Below are 24,241 nucleotides of genomic sequence, written 5' to 3'. Positions count from 1 at the left end.
TTACAAGGCAATGTAGTAAGAACCGCTACGGCTAACTCTGCCCTCCATCTCAAGCTGGAGGAGCCTGAGGGTGAGCTCGGAAGCCTCCATGCCCGTGGCTTCAATGAGGTCGTCAAAGGTCTTTGGAGTCGTCAGCAGTTCAAGGAGGGGGTCTTTCTTCAGGTCTGATGTGGGCAGGTTATCAAAGAGAGCCTCGGCGCTGTATAGTATCTTTGCCTTCCCTTCGTTTACGAGCTTCACACAGCCGAGCCATCTCTGGCTGGATGCATTGCCTATGTATGCCCAGAGGGGCTTTTTCTGCCTGAGGGCATACTCTGCGGTTATAAGGGCTCCGCTCCTTTCGCTAGCCTCTACCACCACTACCGATGCGGAGATACCGCTTATGAGCCTGTTTCTCCTCGGGAAGGTATAATCCTCAGGGACTACCTCTGGGAGAAACTCGGAGAGGAAGAGGACACCTTCCTGCAGTCTGTGTAGGTAGGAGGGCATTCTGAGTATACCCATTCCCAGTATACATACAGTAAAGCCTGAGTATTTCTGGCTTTCAACATGGGCGGTCATGTCTATGCCGTATGCTCCGCCAGAGGCTACCGCATAACCCTTCTGTGCTATCTGACGCACCATATGTCTTGTAAAGTTAATGCTCTGAAGGTCTGGCTTTCTTGTTCCAACCACAGCGATAAGGGGCTTTTTATTCTGTGTGCCCCTCCAGAAGAGGACGGGAGGCGGGTCTTCAATCTCTCTGAGAAGCACAGGATACTCCTCATCCTCAAGGGTAAGCCATCCTATAGCCTCCCTTTCCACCAGTTTTATCACCTCTTCAGGTCTGAAGGAAAGCCTCTTCTCAATAAGAGCTTTTGCCCTCTCTTCGCCTATAAGAGAGCTTGCCTCTTCAAGGCTCATGGAGAGTATCCTCTCCACACTACCAGCCCTGAGCCAGAGCCTTTTTATGGACACCTCCCCGAGCCCCCTTATAGCCTTGAGCAAAAGCCAGTTATAGAGCTTCTCCATCCACCCAGTTCCCGATTAGACTTCCAAAGTTTTCAAAGAAGGACTGGACTATATCCATCTCTTCCTGAATCTCCACGCAGGGCTTTCCCTCAAAAAGCCCCACCCTCACACCCCTCCTGAGCCTGTGGGGGAAAAGGGAAAAGAGCTTCTGGTTTAAGACGGCAGATACACCCCAGACTTCAGAAAACTCAAGGGGCAGGGTGCTTATGGTAAGCTGAAAGTCTTCTTCCGAGATTTCTGCACCCAGTGCTGATAGCTTGCCCTCAATAAGCTCCTTCATACCACATTCAGAAAGAACCCTGACCCTTATACCCTCAAGATTCCTGCCCCACTGGGACTTTCCACCCTCCTTTGAGATTAGCCTTATCTCCTCAATGGTCATGCTGTCGTCCATGCCCTTACACATGTCGTATACGGTCAGAAGAGCAACGCTCACGGCGGTAAGAGCCTCCATCTCATATCCCGTCCTGCCCACGCCCTTCACATAGGAAAAGACTTCCAGACAGTCTTCTTCAACCCTTACGTCCACCTCCACATGCTCAAAGCTCAGAGGATGACAGAAGGGGAGAAGCTCCGGAGTTTTCTTGGCACCCATTATGCCGGCAAGCCTGCAAGCAGAGAGCACATCCCCCTTTGGCACTCTACCCTCTTTTATAGCCTTAACCGTCTCCGGTTTTAGTCTTATTCTTCCATAAGCACTGGCAGTCCTGAGGGTCTCGGGCTTACCACTTACATCCACCGTTTTCATAAGAAAAACTATAAACCAGATGGGTCTATATTTATACTCATGAGGACAATAAGCAAAGAAAAGCTAAAGGAACTTTACGAAAGAGACTATCCCCTTTGGGCGGAGATAAACCATGAGCTGTTGAAAGAGGGGCTCTACGACCTTGTGGACTGGGAGAACCTGCTGGAGGAAATAGAGGATATGGCTCAAAAGCATTTAGATAGTTGTATAAGCCATCTGGCTGTTATTCTGGAGCATATGTATGAGTGGGACCACTTCAGACAATGGACAAAAGCTGGCAAAGAAAAGGGTGGGCTCAGCTGGATAAGGAGCATAGACAGAGCCAGAACTGAAATATCCAAGCTGTTTAGAAGATATCCGAGCCTCAGGAATAAGTTACCGGATTATCTGGAGCTTGCATGGCAGGATGCGGTGGATGAGCTAAAGCTGTGGCTAAAGGATATAAGTAAAGAAAGCCTTATTTCCCAGCTTCCTTCCAGGTGCCCATATACCTACGAAGAAGCCATGACAAGAGACCTCAGGAGGGAGCTTTGAAATATTGCAAAATTTCAGACCGCTATTTAAAAGCCCTTTGCAAAAGTGCAAAAGTTAAAAAGGGCTTGACAAAGGCTTTCTTATCTGCTATCATATAGCCATCAAAACCTTTAAAGGAGGGTACCAACATGAGGAAGAGCCTACTTGCGGTAGCAGCCCTTATGGGTGCGGGAATAATTCTGCCTCAAAAGGCAGAAGCAGTTGCCTTTAAGGTAGCCGAAGACGTAAGCGGAAATATGGGCTTTAAGGCTCAAATCTGGGGACAGTATCTGGGTGAGAGGACCAGCGGAAATAAGAGCGCTCTTGACTTCAGCTTAAACAACGTAAGGTTCTATGCAAATGGAAGGGTAGGCAAGCACATGTACTTTTTCTCCAATATGGATTTTGCAGCTGCAAGTGCAAGAGCTACTGACGCTGCTATAGGTCTCAAGTTTATGGATGAACTCAATGTCCAGGCAGGTCTTTACAGAACACCCTTCTCAAGGGCAGCTCTTACAGACAGCTATACATTTCTTATACCTACAGGCTACTTTTACGGCGGTCTTGCAGTTGATGCTCCTCTGCAGGGTCCAACCAGATACAGGAACGCAGGTCTTACCGTATGGGGTGATATAGCTGATGCAATGGTTAAATACTATGTAGGTATATTTGATGGTCCTTACAACAATAGCACAGGCAATCCTGGCAAGGATAATCTCATGTACTCTATAAGGCTTCAATTCACACCTACTATGCTTGGGTTCAAGGGTGAGAAGGGCTATGGTCTAAGGGATACATATCTTGGTAGACAAAACGTGCTATCCTTTGGTGTTGGCTACGCAACTCAGAAGTGTGGAAATACAAGTGCTGGAGCATGTAATACAGGAGCTGGTGCCCTGTCCTTTACAACAAAGGCATGGACAGTTGATGCAAAGCACGAACAAAAGTTTGGAACTCTCATAGCCAACTGGGAAGCTGCCTATTTTGATGTAAAGGATATAAACACTGCAAAAGATGACAGGAAGGGCTTTTATCTCCAAGTGGGTGGTATATATGACCAGGTTGTGGGTATAGGAAAACCTGGACTTGCTCTCAAGTATGACTACTCAGAGGATAAGCCAACTACTGGTGCAAAGACAAAGTTCAAGAGATTCGGTGGAGCCGTTAACTACTTCCTCAAAGGTCAGAATGCTCTCATACAGCTTGCAGTGGACAGCGTTGACAGACCAGCAGGTCAGAAAGACTACACCAATGTAACTCTCGCCTTCCAGGTTCAGTTCTAAAAAGCCTCTGACCTTTCTCAGCCCCGCCCTGTGCGGGGCTTTTTTGTTTTTATACGCCTGTATGGGACAGAATAAAAAACCTGAGGGGTTCCGCACATCTGAAAGTGAAGAGAAACTCTCTATTATGGAAAAGGTGCCTGAGTATCTGAAGTCTGAAACTTCGTGGAAAGCATGTAGAGGACAGAGGCGCCTGCAGTGGCAAGCAGGAAAGCGCTTTTCACAGACAGCTCAAGTCCAAACTGAAAGTCAAAAGCAGAGAGTAGGCTAACTACCTTAAGGATTAGCTTTCCTATGAGCTCAAGGGGGAAGGTAGGAAGGCTGAAAAAGGTAAGAAGCTCAAGGACTCCGTAGGCGGTGAAGGGCAGGAAGAGGTATCCCACCACTGGGCTAAAGAGCACGCTTCCAAGGCTTGTATGGGTAAAGGACAGCAGAAGGGGAGAAACTCCCATAAAGGCAAAGAAAGAAACCGCAAAGGGCAGGACTAAATGCCGGTAAGTCTGCGAGCCTTCTGCTGGCAGGAGCCTGAGACCGAGAACTATGTATAGAGTGGCAAAAAAGGAGAGCCAGAAGGAAAAGGAATGGGAAAACTCGGGCTCAAACAGGAGCAGAAGAGAGCCGGAAAAAAGAAGTATACCCAGAGAGTTGGGTCTTCCTTCGTAGATTCTGACCAGCACCCAGAGAAGGAGCATAAGCCATGCCCTGAGAACGGGAGGCTCTGCAGGGACAAGAAAAAGCACATACAGGCTCACTCCGGCTATGCCGAGTAGCATGCCGTAGGGATAGGGCAAGAGGTATTTCAGGGTCAGAAAGACCATTCCCACATGAAAGCCAGATATGACAAGGAGATGAACAAGGCCGGTCTTTAGAAAGTAATACTGAAGGTCCTGAGGCAGTGTGTCCCTTGCCTCACCAAAAAGGTAGGTGAGCACCAGAGCCCTCACCTGTGGGTCTTCTATTTCCCTTTCCGCCTTCTTTATAAACCTGTCTCTTACCGCCGGCTGGAGAAAATACACTTCCTCTATGTCTCTGTAGCTTCCAGATATGTGTATGTAGTCGCCCTCTGCCCTGACTCTAGCGTAGAGCAGAAAGGTCTTTGAGGGGATGTCTAGGCTACCGTAGAGGGTCAAATACGCCTCCCTTCCCCTTAGGTCGTGGAGCTCTCCCTCAAGCACCTTCACCTTCAGCCTGAGCCTCTCCGGGAGTGCCACTGGCACGCTCACAGCCTTTATTAGAAGATGTCCCTCCTCCTCAAACCACAGGTATCTCCGATCCTCCTGAACCCTCCAGAGGGCTACGAAAAGAACTACAAGGAAAAGAGCTATCTGAAGAAGCTCACCTCTTTCTGGCAAGGAGAAGGTAAACAAGCCCGAAAAGCCTTCTCTGGACTTCAACCACCTCAAAGCCTCCCTCCTCAAGCTCTTTTTCCACCTCCTCAACTCTCAGAGAGTTTTCAAGAGAGTGTATAAAAAAGTCCCACTTTTCCCTTCCAAAGAGCACAAGCCCGAGTGGCTTTAGAGGATATTTCATCACAAGGATAAGAAGCGGAGTGAGAGAGAACCTGTTTATGTCAAGAAGTGCAAGCTGTCCCCCCTCCTTCAGCACCCTCTTTGCCTCCTGCAGGAAGGCTTTTCTGCTGAGCAGATGTCTGTAGACAAGAGACAGGGTCATAGAGCCAAAGACTTCATTTCTGTAGGGCATGTTCTCCGCATCACCCACCACGAACCTGCATGCTCTGCACTTTGTTTTTGCAACCTTTAGCATTTCCAATGAAAGGTCCATGCCCACCCTGAGCCCTCTGTTCTGAGACTTGAGGAGCACCTCACCCGTGCCCGTGCCCACATCAAGCCTGTGTCCCTCAGGGGAAAGCATACTAAGAAGCTCTCTCTGCCACTGGTCAATCCTTTTGAATGTAATCAGGTTCAGAAAAAAGTCGTATTTTCTGCTTACAGAGGAAAATACATCCTCAACCGTCTTCTTAGTTATCATATCCTGCCTGAACCACAAGCACCCTGGGATGCCTTTCCTGAAGCACCTCTGGAATGTTTACACCCACCACAGGGATGGTTTCCATATTGTAGACTTTTGAGATGACCTTAGCTCTTTTGAGGGCTCTTTCTGCATCCTTGTCCTCAAGGGTGTAAGAGACTTCCACCGCAAGCATGACGTCTCTACCATCTTCTATCTTTGCCCTTATGAGAACATAAAGGCTAATCGCGTCCTTTCTTTCTTCTTCGGTTATCAGCCCACCATCTACCGCATCCTCCAGCCTCTCAGACCACTCTTCCACAGGCACAGCTCTGACCCTCCTGAAATACCTTCCAAAGTATGCCGGTGCCCTTTCTCTTACCTTCCTTTCTAAGTTATCTCCCTCAAGGCTTACCACATCCACCTCCAGTTTGCTCACCTTATTTTTAAGTATAGCGACATCACGCTCAAGCCTCTTCTGACCTTCTTCCAGCCTTTCAACCCTTCTGGCAAGAGGTCTGAAACCCTCCTCCACAAACCTGTCAAACTTTTGAGGTAGCCTCAGAAGCTCGTAGGTGAGAATAAGGGAGGTGAGCTGATGAGCCCAGTCGGGGTTTTCTCTGAGTGCCTGCAGTATGTCGTAAAAATTCCTTATTATGTATTCTTTGTGCTTTTCTTCAACAGCCATAGCATAGAATATTCTATGCTTTTTCTGAGCTTACACAAGTAGTTCTACAAAGGTGAGTATTCTATCTCGGGTCTTGTCCCTTCTGTAAGATGGCAGGCTATCGTGGCATATGGTGCATACACCGTGCTGAAAAAACTTTCTTATACCCCCTCTTTTCAGCCTCAGGATGGCTTCTGACTGCGTATCCATGTAGTGCCCGCCGTTTCTGATTTGAAGACTTAAAAAGTATCCTTTAAACTCCTCACCCACCTCGTAGCAGCACGCCCTCGCAGAGGGACCTATAAAGGCAAGGTAGTTCTCAGGTGGCTCAAGCGGTCTCAACCTTTCAAGGACCTTCTCAATTATACCATCCCTCAGCCCTCTCCAGCCTGCGTGAACAACCGCCACCGCCTTTTTCCCTAAAAGGGCAACCGGCACGCAGTCCGCAGTCCTCACACCTATCTTAAGTCCCCTCCTCTGTGTTATGAGGGCATCCCCCTCAAGCCCCTGCACAAAATCCTCAACCAGAAAAACCTTTGAAGAGTGAACCTGTCTGAGCGTGACTACATCAGTGTCCTCCTCCCACCACTTGAGGACAACCCTTGCGGTGGGAGTCTGGAGTGAAAATATCAGAGCCTCTTTGCCTTTTCTGAGGTTCTGCGTATGCATTCCATTATTATGCCCTTAAAACCCCTTTCTTCAAGCACCTTTATGCCCTCTATGGTGGTCCCGCCGGGAGAGGCGACCTTTGTAAGCCACTCCTCCGGGTTGCCACCAAGCCTTTTGAGAAGTTCACAGGAGCCAAGCACCATGTCTATGGCCATGGACTTTGCCTTCTCGTAAGAAAAGCCCTCCATCACGCCCGCAAGGGCAAGGGCATGCACGAAGCTGAAGACAAAGGCCGGACCTGAGCCTGCAAGGGCCGTGAAAGCATCAAACAAACTTTCCTCAAGTTCGTAGAGATTTCCGCAGTGAGAAAAGAGCCTTATAAACTCTTCCTTTTCCTCTTCGCTTATCTCAGCACAAGCAAAGGCTATGGTTGCCTTACCCACAAGAGCGTTTATGTTGGGCATGAGCCTTATGAGCTTTTCCGCCCCGCTCAGCTCCTTTAGCCTCTCAAGGCTCAGACCAGCCACCACGCTTATGAGCATCTTCCCCTCAAGCCTACCGCTGAGCCTTTTCATAACACTCTCCACATCCTTTGGCTTTACAGCCAGCAGGAGCCACTGAGAACCTCTGAGAAGAAAGTCAAGGTCTGATGCCACGCCAAAACCCTCAGAGAGTGCCTCTGACCTTTTCTCTTCGCTTATGTCGTATACAAGAACCTCCGCATGTTCTCTCAAAGACCTTGCAAAGCTTTCCCCCATGTTTCCATATCCTATTATTCCAAGCGTCATTTCTATCTCCTGAGCTTTGATATCAATCTCTCCCAGAAGCTGGGAGCATAGGGCTTTATATCCAGAGGAAGTCCTGAAAGAGCCCTTGTGAGGTCCCTTGTGAGGTCCTCGTTAAATGGGTTCTGATTTACTATGTTCCTTATTATCTTCGGATTGTATCTTATACCACCCAGATATTTTGTCTCCGCAGAGGTAAACTTTTCACACACCACTCTTATGCTTTCGTAAACCTTGAGGCTCTCTTCATAGCTGCTTACCTTGTTTATAAGCACATAAAACTCTTTTACCCTCTCCTCCTGATTTAAAACCTTTATGAGCCCATAGGCATCTGCTATTGCTGTAGGTTCGGGTGTGGTCACTATTACAGGTATGTGGGAGGAGGAGACCAGGGCTGTTGTGTCTGAGTGTATGCCCGGAGGCGTGTCAAATATTACCCAGTCGTAGTTTCTCTCCGCATATTCCTGAAGTTTGAAAATGAGGTTTCTGAGCTGTGCAGGCGGCAGGTTTACCAGTTCTCTCACTCCGCTACCGCTGGATATGAAGGCAAGGTTTTCCTCTATGGGAACAACAACCTCTTCAAGAGGGGCTTCGCCCATAAAGAAATGGTATAGGTTCTTTGCTGGCGTTATCCCCAGCATTATGTGCACGTTGCTAAGTCCAAGGTCTCCATCCACTATGAGGACCTTTTTGCTGTTCCTCCCTATTATTCTTCCCATGTTTATGGTTATGAGGGTCTTGCCCACTCCTCCCTTTCCGCTTGCCACCGCTATGTATCCCGTTTTCTTTTCCTTTCCTTCCACGCTCATGAGATGAAGAGCCTGAGCCTCCATCAGTGCACCTCTAAGAATATCTTAGCCATGTAGTCGTAACTAGCCATCACCATGTCCTCAGGAACCCTCTGACCGGTCGTAAAACAGAGTATAGGCATCTGAGTTCTGTAGGCAACGTTTATGGCAGTGCCAAAGTAGCCAGTTTCATCCAGCTTGGTAAATATGAGACCTGACGGTTCCACCACGCTGAAGCTCTCTATTATCTCATACTGAACTCTCTCTTCCGTGTTTGCACTCAGAGTTATGTATGCCTTCAGAGCTGGCAGTTTTGCAAAAAAGGGCACAAGCTCCCTTATCTTTATTTCATTATATTGGCTTCTTCCGCCTGTATCTACAAGGACCACATCAAGGGAAGAGAGCTCTCCTATACACTCCCTGAGCCTGTAGGGCGTATCCGCAACCCTGAAGGGGAGTTCCATTATGTTGGCGTAGGTCTGGAGTTGCTGGACAGCGCCCACCCTGTAGCTGTCTATGGTTATAAGCCCCACACCCTTACCCCTTTGCCTGAGCATGTGCGCCAGTTTCGCTATGGTGGTTGTCTTGCCAACACCTGTGGGACCAAGAAGGACCACAACGCTGAAGCCCTCTTCGGGGAAGTTCTCCACAAGCCTTATGTTCTTGCTAAAAGCCTCCACAAGAGATTCCATGTTTTCACCCTTCAGGTCAAGCCTTTTGAGTTCAAAATCATACCCGCAGGCGGATTCCACTATCTTCTCTGCTATATCCCTTGAAACACCCCTGTTTATGAGTTTGTTCATCAGATATAGCGCCCTGATGGAATACTCTCCCTCAAGGTCGTCCCTTTTTACTTCCTCCTTCTCCGTTTTCTGCCTTTTGACAAGCTCCATAACTTCTCTGAGGTTCTCTTTGAGTCTGTTTATCTCCTGATATAGGGTCTCCTCCTTCTTTAGCTCTACAGAAAAGTCTTCTCTGTCTGGTATACCAACAGTTATCTCAAGCTTTGACCTTCGGGGAAAAGGTAGAAAGGGGAGGAGTTTCTGCTTTATCACCCTTGTGGAGAGTATTACCGCCTCTGAGCCATACAGAGCCCTAACTTCCTCCACCGCCTCCTGAAGAGAATCCACCACCAGTTTTTTAATCTTCATCTATAACACCTATGACCTTGAGGTTCAGCTGTCTGTCAAGTTCATTATAAGACAGCACGGTGAGGTTTGGCATGTAATTTTCAAGAACCTTTCTTACATGCCTCCTTATGGAGCTTGAGGTTATGAGAAGGGGCAGAGCCTGATACTGGGTGAACTTTGAGATTTCTCCTGAGAGCTTTGGATATACTGTGTTTATGAGAAGGTCAAGAAACTCGTCCTCCCTTCCCTCCTGCACAAAGGCGGTTAGCTTCGCCTCAATCTTTGGCGATATTATCATAGCATACAGGGTTCCGTTGGTGGAGTATAGCCTTGTAATTCTTTTGGCAAGTCTCTGACGGACATACTCGGTTAGAAGGTCCGGGTCTCTTGTCTGTTCTATGTAATCTGCAAAGGTCTCCAGTATAGTAAGGAGGTCGTTTATGGGAATGCCCTCCCTGAGAAGGTTCTGGAGCACTCTGTGTAGCACTGAGACTGGCACCACATCCGGCACAAGACCCTGAACTGCCTTTGGGTATTTCCTTGAAAGGTTCTCCACAAGCTCAAGCACCTCAGCCCTCCCCAGTATTTCGTGAAGGTTCCTCTTTATGGTCTCGCTTATGTGAGTTATCATGACGGTAGATATATCCACCACCATATAGCCCAGCTTCTGAGCTCTGTCTTTTAGCTCTTCCCTTATCCAGTAGGCTTTCAGCTTGAAGGAGGGGTCCTTTGTCTCTATGCCCTGAAGTGGCTCTCTTGCATTTCCTAGGTCTATGGCAAGCCAGTGCCCGGGGACTATCTCAAAGGAGTCCACCTCTATACCCCTTATGAGTATGCGATACTGGTGAGGTCTTAGCTTAAGGTTGTCCCTTATGTGAACGAGAGGTATGACCACCCCATACTCACTGGCAAGCTGTCTTCTTACGGTTTTTATCCTGTCGGGCACATCTCCACCCTGAGATTCATCCACGTAGGGTATTAGTCCATAGCCTATCTCAAGGGCTATGGTTTCCGGCTGGGTGGGTATCTCTTCTTCCCTTTTCTCCGCTGGAGGTTTTTTCTGCTCTTTAAGCATCTCCTCAAGTTTTCTCAGTTCCTCCTGTTTGAGGGCTCTGCTCAGGGCGTAATAGAGCCCTCCCAGCAAGCCTGCCATGAAGAAAAAGGGTAGCTTTGGAAAGCCTGGTATGAGACCTATAAACACAAGAAGTGCGGAGGAAAAGAGAAACACCCTCGGCTCTTTTGAAAACTCTTTGAAAAGTGCTTTCCCCAGCTCTTCCTTTGAAGAGGACTTGGTAACCACTATTCCTGCAGAGGTGGAGAGCATGAGGGCAGGTATCTGGCTGGCAAGCCCCTCACCCACAGTAAGCAGTGAATAAGTCTTTATGGCATCGGAAAAGCCCATCCCTTTGAAGACAAGCCCCACAAGGAGACCCCCCACAAGGCTCAGGAAGAGTATGATGAGTGCCGCTATGGCATCTCCCCTTATGAACTTACTGGCACCATCCATGGAACCAAAAAAGCTCGCCTCCTGCTCAAGTTGAGCCCTTCTCCTTCTGGCTTCTTCTTCGGTGATTAGCCCTGCGTTGAGGTCTGCGTCAATGCTCATCTGCTTTCCTGGCATGGCGTCAAGAGTAAAGCGCGCAGCCACCTCAGAGACCCTCTCCGCACCCCTTGTTATGACGATGAAGTTTATGACTATAAATATGAGGAAAACGATAAGCCCCACCACCACATCACCACCCACAACAAAGGTCCCAAAGCCTTCTATGATATGCCCGGCAGCTGATGTGCCTTCATGACCGTAGAGGAGTATTCTCCTTGCCGCCGCTATGTTGAGAGACAGCCTCAAAAGCGTCCCGAGGAGCAGTATACTGGGGAAGGCTGAAAGCTCAAGGGGTTCCTTTATAAATGTGGTAAGCACCAGCACCGTCATGGAAAAGGTTATGCTAAGGGCAAGAAGAAGGTCAAGGAGAAGGGCTGGAACGGGTAAGATTATGGCACCCAGTATGACCACAAAGGCCAGAATTACCCACCCTTCCCTCAGGTTCATGAAGTATAATTTTAAGCCCCATGCGCTGGAGCAAATACTTCTGGTATACATCAAAGGAAGAGCCTGCGGATGCAGAAGCCCCCTCTCACCGACTTCTTCTCAAAGCTGGCTTTATAAAACAGGTCTCTGCTGGCATATACGAGTTTACACCTCCGGGCGTGAGAGTCCTCAGGAAGATAGAAGACCTTGTCCGCAAGGAAATGGACAGGAGCGGAGCTCAGGAGGTGCTTCTGACGGTCCTTAACCCTTCAGAGCTCTGGAGAGAGACTGGCAGGTGGGAGCTATACGGCAGGGAGCTCTTTACTCTCAAAGACAGGAACGGCAGGGAATACTGCCTTGGACCAACCCATGAGGAGGAGATAACGGACCTTGTGAGGTCCTTTGTAAACTCTTACAGACAGCTTCCGGTGGTGCTCTACCAGATACAGGTCAAGTTCAGGGACGAAAAAAGACCACGCTTTGGTCTCATAAGGGGAAGGGAGTTTATCATGAAGGACGCCTACTCCTTTGACCCTGATGAGTTTTCTGCCATGATGTCCTACGAGAGCATGAAGTTTGCCTACGACAGGATATTTAAAAAGCTCAGGCTCAAAACTTTGCTGGTGGAGGCTAGCGTGGGAACCATTGGCGGTAAGAGCTCTCACGAGTTTGTGGCTCTTACACCCTACGGAGAGGCGAGGGTAGCCTATTGTGAGAGCTGTGGCTACGGAGCAAACGCAGAAATAGTCAAGCTTCCAAAGCCTCAGGAGGAGATAGAAGAGGAGCTTCCCCTCAGGGAGACGGAGACGCCGGGCACGGACAGCATAGAAAAGCTCTCTTCTTTCCTTGGAATTCCCGCAAAGAAAATAATAAAGGCAGTGCTCTATATGGTCAATGGCTCAGAGCCTGTAATGTTTCTCATAAGGGGGGACAGGAATGTGGATGAAAACAAGGTGGAGGCAGTGCTGGGCACGGAGAACTTCAGGCTTGCGGAAGACCACGAGGTCTGGGAGCTTCTCAAAACCAGAAAGGGCTTTATAGGACCCTTTAACCTTCCACCTCAGGTAAAAGTATATTGGGACAACTCCACCTACGGTCTGAAGAATGTGGTGATAGCCTTCAACAAGCCCGATTATCACTATGTGAACGCAAACCCCGGGAGGGACTTTCAGTATGGGGAGTTTGTGGATGTGTGTCAGGTAGAGGAGGCAGACCCATGTCCCAAGTGTGGCTCAGCCCTTAAGGTAAGTAGAGGGCTTGAGCTGGGGCACATATTTCTCCTTGGAACAAGATACTCTGAGCCCATGAGGGCATACTACACGGACCCTCAGGGTCAGGAAAAGCCCATCATCATGGGCTGCTATGGCATAGGTATATCAAGGTGTATATCGGCCCTCGTGGAGCAGTATAATGATGAAAAGGGCATAAAATGGCCCACCACAGTGGCACCCTTTGAGCTGGACATCATATGCGTAAACCCCTCAGACCCCCAGCAGAAGGAAGTGGCAGAAAGGCTCTACATGCTGGCAGAGGAGCACGGCATAGAGACAATATACGACGACAGGGACGAAAGCCCTGGCTTTAAGTTTGCAGATGCAGACCTGTGCGGTTTCCCCTACAGGCTTGTGGTGGGCAAAAAGGTAAAGGAAGGAAAAGTGGAGCTCCAGAGCAGACACACGGGCGAGCGGTGGGATGTGGAGATAGAGAAGGCTGTAGAGAGCGTAAAGGAGCTCGTGCAGAGGGACAAGATTTAAAGGCGTTACGAAACTTCAAACCTTTTTACTCTTTCATCCTTTGTAAGCTTTTCTAAGCTCTTGTTCAGTTCATTTCTGCTCATGTCAGTTTCAAAGCTCACCTTTAAGAGATTACTTTCTCTCTCAACGCTCCGAATCCTCACATTACCAAAAGTTTCTTTGAGATAGTCCAGAGGTTCTTCTATGCCCTCAAGGGTGAGGCTTATCGTCTGACCAGCGGGCACGCCCATGAATTCCTTTTCTATCCTGCTCATCAAGGAAAGGGTAAAGAGAAGAAGTGCTGTTGAGAAGAGAGAAAGAATGTACATGCCAGCACCAACCGAAAGACCTATCCCTGCAGTGGTCCAGAGGCTCGCAGCTGTCGTAAGGCCCTTTATGGACACGCCTATCCTTATGATAGCACCTGCCCCGAGAAAACCTACGCCTGTAATAACCTGTGAGGCTATCCTTGAAGGGTCCGCACCCTGTCCATACTCTTGGGTTATGTATATGGAGAGAAGGCTCATGAGAGAAGAGCCGAGGGCAAGCACAGAGTGAGTCCTGAAGCCTGCCGGCTGCCTTCTCCTTTCCCTCTCGTATCCAATAAGAGAGCCAAGAAGGAAGGCAATGACAAGTCTCAGTATCCCCTCCCATAAGGGAAATGGGAGAGTTTCTACCAGCTTCATCAGACTATTTTAACCCTGATTGACTAAGCTCATCGGAGGGCTATATTTAATGAATAAACATTCAGGAGGTCATCATGTGTCAGGAGTGCGGATGCTCCGTAAACCACGGCCACGAACATAACCAGAGGGAAGAGGTTAGCCTCTTCAGGAAGGTTCTGGAGAAAAATGACCTTCAGGCAGAGGAAAACAGGGAACACTTCCATGAGCACGGCGTCTTTGCCATAAACCTCATGTCCTCGCCGGGTGCTGGCAAAACATCACTACTTGAAAGGACTATAGAGCTTCTTCAAGATTTCAGGATTGGGGTCATAGAGGGGGACCTGGAAACGGACAGGGATGCCCAGAGGATAAAGGCAAAGGGTGCACCTGCGGTGCAGATTACCACGGGCTCTGCCTGCCATCTGGATGCCTTTATGGTTCATGAGGGACTGCATCAGCTACCCCTTGAGGAGCTTGACATAGTCTTTATAGAAAATGTGGGAAACCTCGTGTGTCCCGCAAGCTACGATGTGGGAGCACATATGAACGTGGTTCTCCTCTCTGTGGTGGAGGGTGATGACAAGCCAGAGAAGTATCCCGTCATGTTCAGAAATGCCCAGCTCATGGTAATAACAAAGACAGACCTCCTGCCCTACACGGACTTCAGCATGGAAAGGGCAACAAGGTCTGCAAGAAAGGTAAACCCCTCCATAGATGTGATAAGGCTTTCTGTAAGGACGGGAGAAGGCATGGATGAGTGGCTTGAATATCTTCGCTTCAAGGTGAGAGCCTTCAGGAGAAGTATGGTATGAAGGTCTTCTGGCTTCAGAGGCTCACCTGCTGTGGAAACACCCACTCCTTTCTGAACTACGAGAGCCTGAATACACTTCTGAAGAGAGTTGAGCTAATCTACCATCCCAGCCTTTCCCAAAAGCCTCAGGAAGAGGCGGTTGAGGAATTGCTCAGAAGAGGTGAGGAGTTTGACATACTTCTGGTGGAAGGTGCGGTAAGAAGGGATGACAGGGAAACTCTGGAGCTCTGCAGACTTGCAGGCTATGTGGTGGCGGTGGGCAACTGTGCTGTCTACGAAAACATCCCCGCCCTTGCGAACGCCAATGTGTGCGGTCTTGGCTACAGGTTTAAGGAAAAGGGAGGGCTTCTGGGTGAGGGTTTCAGGTCAAAAGGGGGTCTGCCCGTGATAAACCTTTCTGGCTGTCCTGCTCACCCCGAGTGGATTGCCGGCACACTGCTCATGCTTTCAGAAGGCATAAAGCCGAGGCTTGACCAGTGGGGTAGACCTGAAGAGTTTTACTCCTCCCTTACCCACTGGGGATGCACCAGAAACGAATACTTTGAGTGGAAGGTGGAGGCTCAGGAGCTTGGCTCAAAAAGGGGATGCCTCTTTTACCACTTTGGCTGTAGAGGTCCGCTCAGCTACAGCTCCTGCAACACCATACTCTGGAACGGGGTGAACTCAAAGACGAGGGCTGGGACTTCCTGCTTTGGTTGCACCGAATACGACTTCCCACGCACAGGACTCTGGGAGACAAAGCAGTATGCGGGTATACCCGCAGAGCTTCCCATAGGAGTTTCCAAAAGGGGATACATAATGCTCTCGGGCGTTGCCAAGATGTTCACACCGGAGAGGCTAAAAGGTGAGGCTTGAAAACTTAGAGCTTCCAAGGGTTGAGGGGGAGGCAAGGCTTGAGCTCCTCTGGAAGGATGGTGTTGTGGAGGATGCGAGGGTCTGCATCACCTCCATAAGAGGCGTAGAGAAGGTGCTTATGGGCAGGCATTACATGGATGCCCTGGTGATAACGCCAAGGGTGTGTGGCATATGCGGGCACGCCCATCTTATGGCTTCTGTCACGGCTATAGAAAAGGCTCTCGGCGTAGAGCCAGCACAGAAAGGTCAGTTGGTGAGGAGAATAACCCAGAGCCTTGAGATTCTGCAGAACCACATAAAGTGGTTCTACCTTTTCCTGATGCCCGATTTTGTCCTTTTAGAGAAAAGCGTGAGGGAGTTCTATGAGCCCTTCAGGGGCAGGAGGTGGCAGGATGCCATAAAGGTGGCTTCAAAGATAGCAAAGGGCATAGCCCTCTTTTCAGGTCAGTGGCCCCACTCTTCCTATGCAGTGCCGGGGGGCATAACCTCAGAGCCCTCGGCGAAAGAAGTTACCACCCTCAGGCAGATACTCTCCGAGCTCAGGGACTTCTTTCTGAAATATACGGTGGGCATGGAAGAGGGTGAGTTTATCAGCTGTCTGAGGGAAGGGAGCTGGAGAAGGCTCGGGGGCGATGCGGGGCTTTTCCTTGAACTCTCCCACAGGGAGGGGCTTCTGGAGGCTGGCAGGTCTTACGACAGGTTCATAAGCGGTGGCTCTCTTTACTTTCCCTGTGGTTATTTCATGAAAAGGGTTGTGCATGGAAAGCTAAGAGTTGAACAGCTTCAGGAGCTTGAGAGCAGTTCCTACAGCGGGGCAAAGCCCGTAAGATACAGGGGCATGCCCTTTGAAACTGGACCCCTTTCAAGACAGCTCATAGCCGGAAACCCCATCACAAAGAGCATGCACAGGGAGCTCAGAGATTCCTTTGCGGTGCGTGTGATGGCGAGAGTTCTGGAGGTATGGAGCTTAACAGAAGCCATAGAGGAGTGGACGCAGAGGCTGAAGGAGGTTCTGCATGAGAGGTCCACGAGCCTTGGAAGATTTCCTTCAAAGTTCAGTGGTAGGGGATACGGCGTGGTAGAGGCTGCGAGGGGCACCCTCATACACAGTGTAAGCGTAAAGGAGGGCACGGTGCAGGAATACTCCATCATCACACCCTCCCAGTGGAACCTCGGTCCAAGATGTGAGAACTTTCTGGGGGTTGCGGAGAGGGCAATCCTTGGTCTGAAAAGTCCACTTCATGCTCAGATGGTGCTCAGGAGCTTTGACCTGTGCTCCGTATGCACAACACATTGAGGTAGAGCTATGAAGAGAATAAGGCTTTCTGAAGGTGGTGGTGGAGAAGAGAGCTGGAGGCTCATAAGGGAGCTCTTTCTCAGATACTTTGAAAACCCAGTGCTCTCAGCCCTTGAGGATTCAGCCCTTCTCCAGCTCAGTTCAAAGGTTGCCTTTACCACGGATGCCTTTACCGTAAAGCCCCTATTCTTCAGGGGCGGGGACATAGGAAAGCTGGCGGTGGCGGGCACTGTAAACGACCTTGCGGTGATGGGTGCAAAGCCCCTCTACCTCTCTGCCAGCTTTATCATAGAGGAGGGCTTTCCCTACGAAGACCTCCAGAGGATAGTGGAGAGCATGGCACAGACTGCAAAGGAGGCGGGTGTGCTCATAGTCGCAGGGGATACAAAGGTGGTCCCCTCTGGTCAGGCTGACGGACTTTTTATAACCACCTCGGGCATAGGCAGGGTGGTATACGATGGACTCTCCTGCAGGAGTGTGAAAGAAGGCGACGCCATAATCCTTTCCGGACCCATAGGAGACCACGGTGCCTGCGTGCTGGCACAGAGGGAAGGCTTTGACTTTGGAGAAAACTTCGGAAGCGACTGCCAGCCCCTGTGGGACCTTGTGGAGCACCTTCTCAGAAGTGGTGTCGAAGTTCATGCCATGAGAGACCCCACGAGGGGCGGGCTATCCGCAGTGCTTCACGAGTGGGCTAATGCTTCGGGCGTATCCTTTCTGGTGCAGGAGGACAGCATCCCCGTAAGACAGGAGGTTCTGGGTATATGCGAATTTCTTGGACTTGAGCCCTACCACCTTGCATGCGAGGGAAGGATTGTGGTGGCAGTAAGGGGTGAGGATGCGGAAAGGGCTCTTGAGGTTCTCAGAGAACACCCGAAGGGTAGGGAGGCAAGTCTTATAGGCTATGCGGTAAGACCCGAGGGCAGACCTTCAGTTTTTCTCAGGACTTCCTACGGAACCAGGAGGTTTCTTGAGCCACCCGCCGGCGAGCTCCTGCCAAGGATTTGCTGATGCACGAGTTTTCTATAGTGCAGAGCCTTCTGGAGCTTATTCATGAGCAGGTGAGAATGCACTCCGCAAAGAGGGTTGTGAAGGTTGAGATAGTTGCCGGCGTGCTCTCGGGAGTGGAGCCCCATCTTCTGCAGATTGCCTTTGAGACCTTCAGGCAGGGGACACCCGCAGAGGACGCAGAGCTCCTTATAGAGGTTGAAAAGCTGAAAATCTACTGTAGGGACTGCGAAGGGGAGTTTGAAAAGGACGAGCTCAATGCCCTGTGCCCCCGCTGTGGAGGACTGAACACGGAAATAAGGGGTGGAAGGGAGCTACTGCTCAAGAGCCTTGAGCTGGAGGTAGATTCAAACCCATGACCCGGAGGCTCTCCGTGAGGATAAAAGGTGCAGTGCAGGGTGTGGGCTTCAGACCCTTTGTCTACAGATTGGCTAAGGAGCTTGGGCTTTGTGGTTTTGTGATAAACGATTCAAGAGGCGTGAGCGCAGAACTGGAGGGTCCAAAGGAAAAGCTTGAAGAGTTTCTGCTCAGACTCAGCAGGGAAAAGCCTCCCCTTGCACGCATACACTCGGTGGACCTTCAGTTCACAGAACCCGTGGGATACAGGGACTTTGAAATAAGGGAGAGTTCAGAGGAGGGTCAGAAAGAGGTCTTCCTTCTTCCCGACATGGCAACCTGCGAAGACTGCCTCAGGGAGCTCTTTGATCCCTCAGACAGAAGATACCTCTATCCCTTCATAAACTGCACCAACTGCGGACCGAGGTTCACCATAGTAGAAAAGCTTCCCTACGATAGGCCCAACACCACCATGAAGGTCTTCCAGATGTGTCCTCAGTGTAGCAGAGAATACCACGACCCCTCAGACAGACGCTTTCACGCCCAGCCAAACGCATGCCCCCTTTGTGGTCCGTGGCTGAGCCTTTACTCTTCAGAGGGCGAGCTCCTGGCGGAGAGGGAAGAGGCACTCAGGCTGAGCCTTGAACTCCTTAGGGAGGGTAGAATACTTGCGGTCAAGGGTATAGGGGGCTTTCATCTTATGTGCGATGCTACAAAAGAAGAAACGGTGAGCCTTCTGAGGGAGAGAAAAAGAAGAAGGGAAAAGCCCTTTGCGGTAATGTTCAGAGACCTGGAGCAGGTTCTCCAGTATGCAGAGCCTTCTGAGCTTGAGCTTGCCCTTCTTATGCTTCCAGAGAGGCCCATAGTGCTCATAAACTGCAGAGGTGGGCTTGCCCCCTCCGTGGCACCGGGTCTCAGGAGGGTTGGAGCCTTTCTACCATACACGCCCCTTCATTACCTGATACTCAGAGGGCTTGACTTTCCGGTAGTTGCCACCTCGGGCAACCTTTCGGACGAACCCATAGTCAAGGAGAACCAGGAAGCCCTTGAGAGGCTGTCCAGCCTTGCGGACTTTCTGCTTCTTCACAACAGGGACATAAGGAGAAGGTGTGACGATTCGGTGGTAAAGGTCATAGGTGGACTGCCCACACCCATAAGGCGTTCACGTGGCTATGCACCCATGCCCATAACACTGCCCGCTGAGCTCAAAAGAAGAGTCCTCGCAGTAGGTGGAATGCTGAAAAACACCTTTGCTCTGGGCTTTGCAGACAGGGTAATTCTGAGTCAGCACGTGGGAGACGTGGAAAACCTTGAGACCCTTATGTCCTTTGAGGAGATGGTCTATGATATGATGGGGCTCTACGACTTTGAGCCAGAGGTGGTTGTGTGCGACCTCCACCCGAGGTATGAGACCACAAGATGGGCGGAGGATTTTGCCAGGGGCAGGGGCATACCCCTTCTGAAGCTACAGCATCACTTTGCCCACATTCTTTCCTGTATGGCGGAGAACGCTCTGGAAGGAGAAGTGCTTGGCATAGCATGGGATGGCACAGGATACGGAGAGGATGGAACCCTCTGGGGTGGTGAGTTTCTGCACTGCAATTACAGCTCCTACAGGAGACTCTTTCACTTCAGACCCTTCAGGCTAATCGGTGGAGAAAAGGCTATAAAAGAGCCAAGAAGGGTTGCCCTTTCAATCCTTTTTGAGCTCTTTGGAGAGAAAGCCTTTGAGTTTGACCTGCCCACGCTGAAAGCTTTTGAAGAAAGAGAGCTGAAAAACCTTTACACTGCATGGAGGTCCGGCGTGAACTCACCCCTGACGAGCTCCGCAGGAAGGCTCTTTGACGGGGTTGCGTCCCTTCTTGGACTGAGGCATAAAGTATCCTACGAGGGGCAGGCAAGTATGATGTTAGAAGACCTCTTCAGACCTGAAGTGGAAGACTTTTACCCCTTTGAAATTCTGGAAAACTCCGTTGATTGGAGACCCACAATCACGGCACTTCTTGAAGACAGGGAGAAGGAAAAGGCTCCTTCAAGGTTCATAAACACCCTTGCCAGAATCTGTCTTGAAGTTGCCCGCAGGGCTCAAAGGGATAAGGTCTGCCTCTCTGGGGGTGTGATGCAGAACGACCCGCTGGTAAGCAGGATAAAGGAGCTTTTGGGGAAGGAAGGCTTTAAGGTTTACACTCATCAGAAAGTGCCACCCAACGACGGGGGACTGAGCCTCGGTCAGGCGGTTTATGGGGGTTTGATTAACTTGAAGTTGGCTTGATAAAACTCTCAACCCGCCCCCTGAGCACCTGTATTGATTCCTCCACATCCTCCCTCTGAGCCTTCGCAAGGGACGGAAAGTAGCACACCTCTATGGTCTCCAGTATGGGCTTGTTGTCCCTGTCGTAGAAGACCCCTATCCACACACCGCTTATGCCCGTCTCCCTCCACTCTACGGGCTGTGTATTTGAGGACAGACTTATCTTTACCTGACCTTCGCCAAGCACATCAAGCAGAACCTCCCTGTCCTCTTCCGACAGGGGCAGCTTGTTTATGTATATGATGTGCTCTTCACCCTTTTCGTAAAGGTCTTTGAGTGCTTGAAGCAGCTCGTTGAGTATGGCAGGGGCGTTCATAAGCATGATAGAGCCTCCATATATTCGTTCCACGACTTTATGCCCTCAAGGACCCGCACCTCTTTGCCACCAGAAAAGAGCACAAGAGAGGGTAGTCTATATTTCCTTAGAATTTCTATGTTTTCATCGGCGTTTATGGAATAAAAGTCCTTCTCGGAGAAGACCTTCTGGAGCTCCGGCACCACCACATCCGTGTCAAATATTTCTCTGATGGTGTTCTTTTTAGCTTCAGACCTTATGTAGAGCACGAAGGTTTTTCCGGCTCTTATTAGTTCCTCAAACTCCTGCAGGTTCAACTCTCTCATAGCTTACACCCCACTTCTCCAGCTCTTTAAGCACTCCAGAAACAAGCTCATCGAGCCTTGACTTTACAGTTTCTGAGAGCTCAAGGGATATGTCCAGGCTCTCAGGCTCCATGCCAAGGAGGACAATCTCCCTTGGTGCTCTTCCCAGCATCTGGGCAAGAGCGAGCACTTCCTGAACGCCAAGCTCGTGGGCAGAGACCTTTTTTCTGAAATAACCCTTTACCTCCTCACCCTCAAACCTGTAAAGAGTGCCGGGGGCACAGCCCCCAAGGACAGCATCCACCAGCAAAAGCCTTTCAAAGCCTTCCATAAAGTAAAGAAGGTCCATGCCAAGTGTCCCACCATCCATAAGCTCCACCTCTGGGAAAAACCTGTAGTTTTTTCTGAGCTCTTCCACAACCCTCACACCGAGCCCTTCGTCGGAAAGCAGTATGTTGCCAACGCCAAGCACGAGAGTTTTCATGTCACATCCTCCACATCCACAGGTGTCTCCTTGAAGTTTTTCATGCCGTTGAACATTGACGACACTTCGCCCTCCTTCTCTATCACATCAAACCTGACCACCATGTAAACATGAACTATCACAAAGAAAACTATAAGCCATGCCACCCAGTGGTGCCACATGTGAACCATAAACTCACCGCCAAGGAGGGGAACAACCCATCCAAAGAGCCTCCCCCAGAAGCCATCGGGGTCAGATAGCCCATACATGGCAAAGCCTGTGATTATCATAAAGGCTATGGCTATGTAGAGGAGAAAATAGGCAAGCCTTGCAAGGGGATTTCTCACATAGGTTCTGTGCCATGGCTTTATAAAGAGGTAATGAAGGAGCATCTCTACAACACCTTTCCAGAAATCAGACCTCCAGACTCTTGGTATAAAGAGCCTGTCTCCCTTATAGAAAAAGGCTATAAAAAGGCGGAAAAGGAAGGAAAAGAGAAGCACATAGCCTGCGGAAAAGTGGACAAATCTCACAAGGTCCATGGTCAGGTTGTGAGCGTAGGCGTAGGTTGCTTCATGTCCCACAGAGCCTATGAAGAAGGGATTTCCTATGTAGAGACCTGTGAGGAAGAGGACGGTTATTGACAGGAAGTTTACCCAGTGCCATATCCTCAGCGAGGGGCTGAAGATGTAAATCCTCTTTACCGTTTCCTCTTTCATGGCTTACCTCCTAAAAACACACTGGCTGTGAGCCCTGAACCCTTATCTCCACTATCTCCCTTCCTTCTGCGTCATACAGGTGCGTGGAGCAGGCAAGACAGGGGTCAAAGGAATGGATTCCTCTGAGGACTTCAAGGGGCTTGTTGACCACCTGCAGGGGTGTGTCCTTCATACACTCTTCAAAGGCACCCTGACCTCCCATGGGGTCCCTTGCTCCACCGTTCCATGTGGTGGGCACAACGCACTGGTAGTTGGCTATCTTTCCGTCCTTTATGACAACCCAGTGTCCAAGGGCACCCCTTGGAGCGTCGGTAAGACCTATACCCTTTGCCTCTCTGGGCCATGTGGAGGGGTCCCACTTTTCGGTGTTTGCCACGGAGGTATCCCCGGCCTTTATGTTGTCGTAGAGCTTTTTCATAAAGTAAAGGTTTGCGGCCACACCTACCTGAGCCTCAAGACCCCTCGCCGCGGTTCTTCCCACCGTAGTGGGTAGCCACACATGGGGAGGCAAGTCAAGCACCTTTGAGACAAAGTCTATCTGTTTGACTATCATTTCATCCATCCAGCTGGGCTTTATATGCCCCTGTTTTACGCCCGTGTAGACCACTATATACCGGGCGAGAGGTCCCACCTCGCAAGGCTTTCCTCTCCACCTTGGAGACTTTATCCAGGAGTATTTGCCCTTCTCGTCAAGATACTTCCAGTGGGTCTTTGTGCCTTCCTTGGGTCCCGTGTAGTTGGGCTCCGTTATACCATCCCACGGGTGAAGCCCCTTCTTTTCGTCAGGATACTTATACCAGGAGTGTGCCACGTATTCCTGAATGACCTCTGGGTCTGCAAAGTCCTTACCTGCAAGTGGATAGAACTTGGCCCTTTCCACACCTTCAGCAAAGTCTTCCACCACGCCGTTGCAGTGGTAGATAACCTGCCTGTGATAGTCTCCGTTCTTTATTCCGCCGTAGGGCTCATCGGGAAACTCACCGTAGCCTATAACCCTCCTCTTGGCAAGACCACCCCCATAGGTCTGCCCCTTCTGAACGTATATATGTCCTATTGCCAGAAGGTCCACGAGATAGAAGAGGTTTACGGCCTCTGCCTGCGTGTAAATAGCATCCTCCACAACCGCAAGCCTTTCAGTGTTCACGGGTGCATTCATATCGTTCAGAGATATGGAGCAGCTCATACCTCCCACTATGTAATGTGGGTGTGGGTTCTTTCCACCGAAGACCACCTGAGGGATAAATATCTCCCTCTGCACATCCAGCATGTTCAGATAGTGAGCAACCGCCATCAGATGAACCTCTGGAGGAAGGAGTTTGTAGTCGGGGTGGTCCCACCAGTGGGCGGCGAATATGCCAAGCTGTCCGCTCTCCACTACCTTCTTTATCTTCTCCTGAAAGGCTCTGAAGTAGCCGGGCGTTGCCTTTGGAAACTTCCTCGGGTATGCCCTCCTTCCAATAGGGTCAGGCATGAGCTCCGCCACGGCTCCATACTTTTCAAGAAGCTGGTTCTGCAAGACCGCAGTCTGCACGGGGTCTGCCTTGAGAGCCTCTATGGGTGAGACCCAGTCAAGGGCATGGAGATGATAAAAGTGCACCACATGGTCATGCACCTGAAGTGTTCCATACATGATGTTTCTTATGTAGTTGGCGTTCTTCGGTATCTTTATTTCAAGGGCATCTTCCACGGCCCTTACTGATGCGTGAGCATGTATGGAAGTGCATACACCGCATATTCTCTGGGCAAAAGCCCACGCGTCTCTCGGGTCTCTTCCTCTGAGGATGAGCTCAATGCCCCTCCACATGGTGCCGGAGGAAACTGCATCAACAACTTTGCCAGATTTTTCATCCACGATAAGCTCAATCCTCAGGTGTCCTTCAATCCTTGTTACTGGGTCTACAACTACCCTTGCCAT

The 24,241-nt window shown here is 50.1% G+C and carries 25 protein-coding genes; 9 read left to right on the top strand and 16 right to left on the bottom strand.

Annotation, left to right across the window (positions count from 1 at the left end; translation table 11 throughout):
* Both dprA and moaC read right to left on the bottom strand, forming a co-directional pair.
* Window positions 1-1,011 (bottom strand): DNA-processing protein DprA, encoded by a 1,011-nt coding sequence (gene dprA, locus ACKRDP_RS00665; protein ID WP_409152822.1) that lies wholly within the window; start codon window positions 1,009-1,011, stop codon window positions 1-3.
* Window positions 995-1,759, bottom strand: a complete 765-nt coding sequence (gene moaC / locus ACKRDP_RS00660; protein WP_409152820.1) for a cyclic pyranopterin monophosphate synthase MoaC — start codon at window positions 1,757-1,759, stop codon at window positions 995-997. The genes dprA and moaC overlap by 17 nt, the downstream gene beginning before the upstream one ends.
* A 39-nt stretch (window positions 1,760-1,798) precedes the next feature.
* Between moaC and ACKRDP_RS00655 the strand changes: the two genes are divergently transcribed.
* Together ACKRDP_RS00655 and ACKRDP_RS00650 are read left to right on the top strand one after the other, a co-directional pair.
* Complete coding sequence (locus tag ACKRDP_RS00655; protein ID WP_409152818.1) at window positions 1,799-2,293, top strand: DUF29 domain-containing protein; 495 nt, start codon at window positions 1,799-1,801, stop codon at window positions 2,291-2,293.
* Between the two features lie 128 nt (window positions 2,294-2,421).
* Window positions 2,422-3,555 carry a porin gene (locus ACKRDP_RS00650; protein WP_409152816.1) on the top strand — a complete coding sequence of 378 codons (1,134 nt, stop codon included), beginning with the start codon at window positions 2,422-2,424 and terminating at the stop codon, window positions 3,553-3,555.
* Between the two features lie 122 nt (window positions 3,556-3,677).
* Here the strand turns inward: ACKRDP_RS00650 and ACKRDP_RS00645 are convergent, their stop codons facing one another.
* From ACKRDP_RS00645 to flhA, 8 genes are read right to left on the bottom strand one after another with little or no spacing between them, the layout of a single operon-like run.
* Window positions 3,678-4,955, bottom strand: coding sequence for a ComEC/Rec2 family competence protein (locus tag ACKRDP_RS00645; protein ID WP_409152814.1), 1,278 nt, complete (start codon window positions 4,953-4,955; stop codon window positions 3,678-3,680).
* The gene (locus ACKRDP_RS00640) at window positions 4,888-5,541 is read right to left on the bottom strand and encodes a class I SAM-dependent methyltransferase (protein ID WP_409152812.1); all 654 of its coding nucleotides are present in this window, start codon (window positions 5,539-5,541) and stop codon (window positions 4,888-4,890) included. Before ACKRDP_RS00640 ends, ACKRDP_RS00645 begins: the two co-directional genes overlap by 68 nt.
* Window positions 5,531-6,208, bottom strand: coding sequence for a hypothetical protein (locus tag ACKRDP_RS00635; protein WP_409152811.1), 678 nt, complete (start codon window positions 6,206-6,208; stop codon window positions 5,531-5,533). Before ACKRDP_RS00635 ends, ACKRDP_RS00640 begins: the two co-directional genes overlap by 11 nt.
* Window positions 6,209-6,238: 30 nt before the next feature.
* Window positions 6,239-6,856, bottom strand: coding sequence for a purine nucleoside phosphorylase YfiH/LACC1 family protein (locus ACKRDP_RS00630; protein ID WP_409152809.1), 618 nt, complete (start codon window positions 6,854-6,856; stop codon window positions 6,239-6,241).
* A complete protein-coding gene (proC, locus tag ACKRDP_RS00625) occupies window positions 6,817-7,584 on the bottom strand; it encodes a pyrroline-5-carboxylate reductase (protein ID WP_409152807.1) in 768 nt (255 codons plus the stop codon). The genes ACKRDP_RS00630 and proC overlap by 40 nt, the downstream gene beginning before the upstream one ends.
* A gap of 2 nt (window positions 7,585-7,586) precedes the next feature.
* A complete protein-coding gene (locus tag ACKRDP_RS00620; protein ID WP_409152805.1) occupies window positions 7,587-8,414 on the bottom strand; it encodes a MinD/ParA family protein in 828 nt (275 codons plus the stop codon).
* Window positions 8,414-9,520: a flagellar biosynthesis protein FlhF gene (locus tag ACKRDP_RS00615; protein ID WP_409152803.1), complete on the bottom strand. Its 1,107-nt coding sequence runs from the start codon at window positions 9,518-9,520 to the stop codon at window positions 8,414-8,416. The genes ACKRDP_RS00620 and ACKRDP_RS00615 overlap by 1 nt, the downstream gene beginning before the upstream one ends.
* Window positions 9,510-11,549 (bottom strand): flagellar biosynthesis protein FlhA, encoded by a 2,040-nt coding sequence (gene flhA / locus ACKRDP_RS00610; RefSeq protein ID WP_409152801.1) that lies wholly within the window; start codon window positions 11,547-11,549, stop codon window positions 9,510-9,512. Before flhA ends, ACKRDP_RS00615 begins: the two co-directional genes overlap by 11 nt.
* Window positions 11,550-11,569: 20 nt before the next feature.
* Here flhA and ACKRDP_RS00605 point away from each other — a divergent pair, with 20 nt between their 5' ends.
* Window positions 11,570-13,282 carry a proline--tRNA ligase gene (locus ACKRDP_RS00605; protein ID WP_409152800.1) on the top strand — a complete coding sequence of 571 codons (1,713 nt, stop codon included), beginning with the start codon at window positions 11,570-11,572 and terminating at the stop codon, window positions 13,280-13,282.
* A gap of 5 nt (window positions 13,283-13,287) precedes the next feature.
* Here the strand turns inward: ACKRDP_RS00605 and ACKRDP_RS00600 are convergent, their stop codons facing one another.
* Window positions 13,288-13,947 (bottom strand): MgtC/SapB family protein, encoded by a 660-nt coding sequence (locus ACKRDP_RS00600; RefSeq protein ID WP_409152799.1) that lies wholly within the window; start codon window positions 13,945-13,947, stop codon window positions 13,288-13,290.
* Window positions 13,948-14,021: 74 nt separating this feature from the next.
* Here ACKRDP_RS00600 and hypB point away from each other — a divergent pair, with 74 nt between their 5' ends.
* Genes hypB through hypF form a run of 6 tightly spaced genes read left to right on the top strand, consistent with a single transcriptional unit; the run spans window position 14,022 to window position 20,505 of the window.
* Window positions 14,022-14,738, top strand: coding sequence for a hydrogenase nickel incorporation protein HypB (hypB, locus tag ACKRDP_RS00595; RefSeq protein WP_409152798.1), 717 nt, complete (start codon window positions 14,022-14,024; stop codon window positions 14,736-14,738).
* The gene (locus ACKRDP_RS00590) at window positions 14,735-15,592 is read left to right on the top strand and encodes an NADH-quinone oxidoreductase subunit B family protein (protein WP_409152796.1); all 858 of its coding nucleotides are present in this window, start codon (window positions 14,735-14,737) and stop codon (window positions 15,590-15,592) included. Before hypB ends, ACKRDP_RS00590 begins: the two co-directional genes overlap by 4 nt.
* On the top strand, window positions 15,582-16,889 hold the full coding sequence (locus ACKRDP_RS00585; RefSeq protein WP_409152795.1) for a nickel-dependent hydrogenase large subunit: 1,308 nt from the start codon (window positions 15,582-15,584) through the stop codon (window positions 16,887-16,889). The genes ACKRDP_RS00590 and ACKRDP_RS00585 overlap by 11 nt, the downstream gene beginning before the upstream one ends.
* A gap of 9 nt (window positions 16,890-16,898) precedes the next feature.
* Window positions 16,899-17,900 carry a hydrogenase expression/formation protein HypE gene (gene hypE / locus ACKRDP_RS00580; RefSeq protein WP_409152793.1) on the top strand — a complete coding sequence of 334 codons (1,002 nt, stop codon included), beginning with the start codon at window positions 16,899-16,901 and terminating at the stop codon, window positions 17,898-17,900.
* The gene (gene hypA / locus ACKRDP_RS00575) at window positions 17,900-18,256 is read left to right on the top strand and encodes a hydrogenase maturation nickel metallochaperone HypA (RefSeq protein WP_409152791.1); all 357 of its coding nucleotides are present in this window, start codon (window positions 17,900-17,902) and stop codon (window positions 18,254-18,256) included. The genes hypE and hypA overlap by 1 nt, the downstream gene beginning before the upstream one ends.
* Window positions 18,253-20,505, top strand: a complete 2,253-nt coding sequence (hypF, locus tag ACKRDP_RS00570; RefSeq protein WP_409152790.1) for a carbamoyltransferase HypF — start codon at window positions 18,253-18,255, stop codon at window positions 20,503-20,505. Before hypA ends, hypF begins: the two co-directional genes overlap by 4 nt.
* On the opposite strand, the gene ACKRDP_RS00565 is transcribed toward hypF, so the two are convergent.
* The 5 genes from ACKRDP_RS00565 to ACKRDP_RS00545 are packed head-to-tail and all read right to left on the bottom strand — an operon-like array spanning window position 20,486 to window position 24,241.
* Window positions 20,486-20,866, bottom strand: coding sequence for a hydrogenase expression/formation protein (locus tag ACKRDP_RS00565; RefSeq protein WP_409152789.1), 381 nt, complete (start codon window positions 20,864-20,866; stop codon window positions 20,486-20,488). The genes hypF and ACKRDP_RS00565 overlap by 20 nt on opposite strands.
* Entirely contained in the window at window positions 20,857-21,165 is a 309-nt protein-coding gene (locus ACKRDP_RS00560; protein ID WP_409152787.1) for a thioredoxin domain-containing protein, read from the bottom strand. Before ACKRDP_RS00560 ends, ACKRDP_RS00565 begins: the two co-directional genes overlap by 10 nt.
* Complete coding sequence (locus ACKRDP_RS00555) at window positions 21,137-21,628, bottom strand: HyaD/HybD family hydrogenase maturation endopeptidase (RefSeq protein WP_409152785.1); 492 nt, start codon at window positions 21,626-21,628, stop codon at window positions 21,137-21,139. The genes ACKRDP_RS00560 and ACKRDP_RS00555 overlap by 29 nt, the downstream gene beginning before the upstream one ends.
* A complete protein-coding gene (gene cybH, locus ACKRDP_RS00550) occupies window positions 21,625-22,326 on the bottom strand; it encodes a Ni/Fe-hydrogenase, b-type cytochrome subunit (RefSeq protein WP_409152784.1) in 702 nt (233 codons plus the stop codon). The genes ACKRDP_RS00555 and cybH overlap by 4 nt, the downstream gene beginning before the upstream one ends.
* Window positions 22,327-22,336: 10 nt before the next feature.
* Window positions 22,337-24,241, bottom strand: a complete 1,905-nt coding sequence (locus tag ACKRDP_RS00545; RefSeq protein ID WP_409152783.1) for a nickel-dependent hydrogenase large subunit — start codon at window positions 24,239-24,241, stop codon at window positions 22,337-22,339.

It is taken from the genome of Pampinifervens navoyensis (assembly GCF_046159715.1).
GTDB lineage: Bacteria > Aquificota > Aquificia > Aquificales > Aquificaceae > Pampinifervens.
This window is presented reverse-complemented; position numbering and strand designations above follow the sequence as displayed.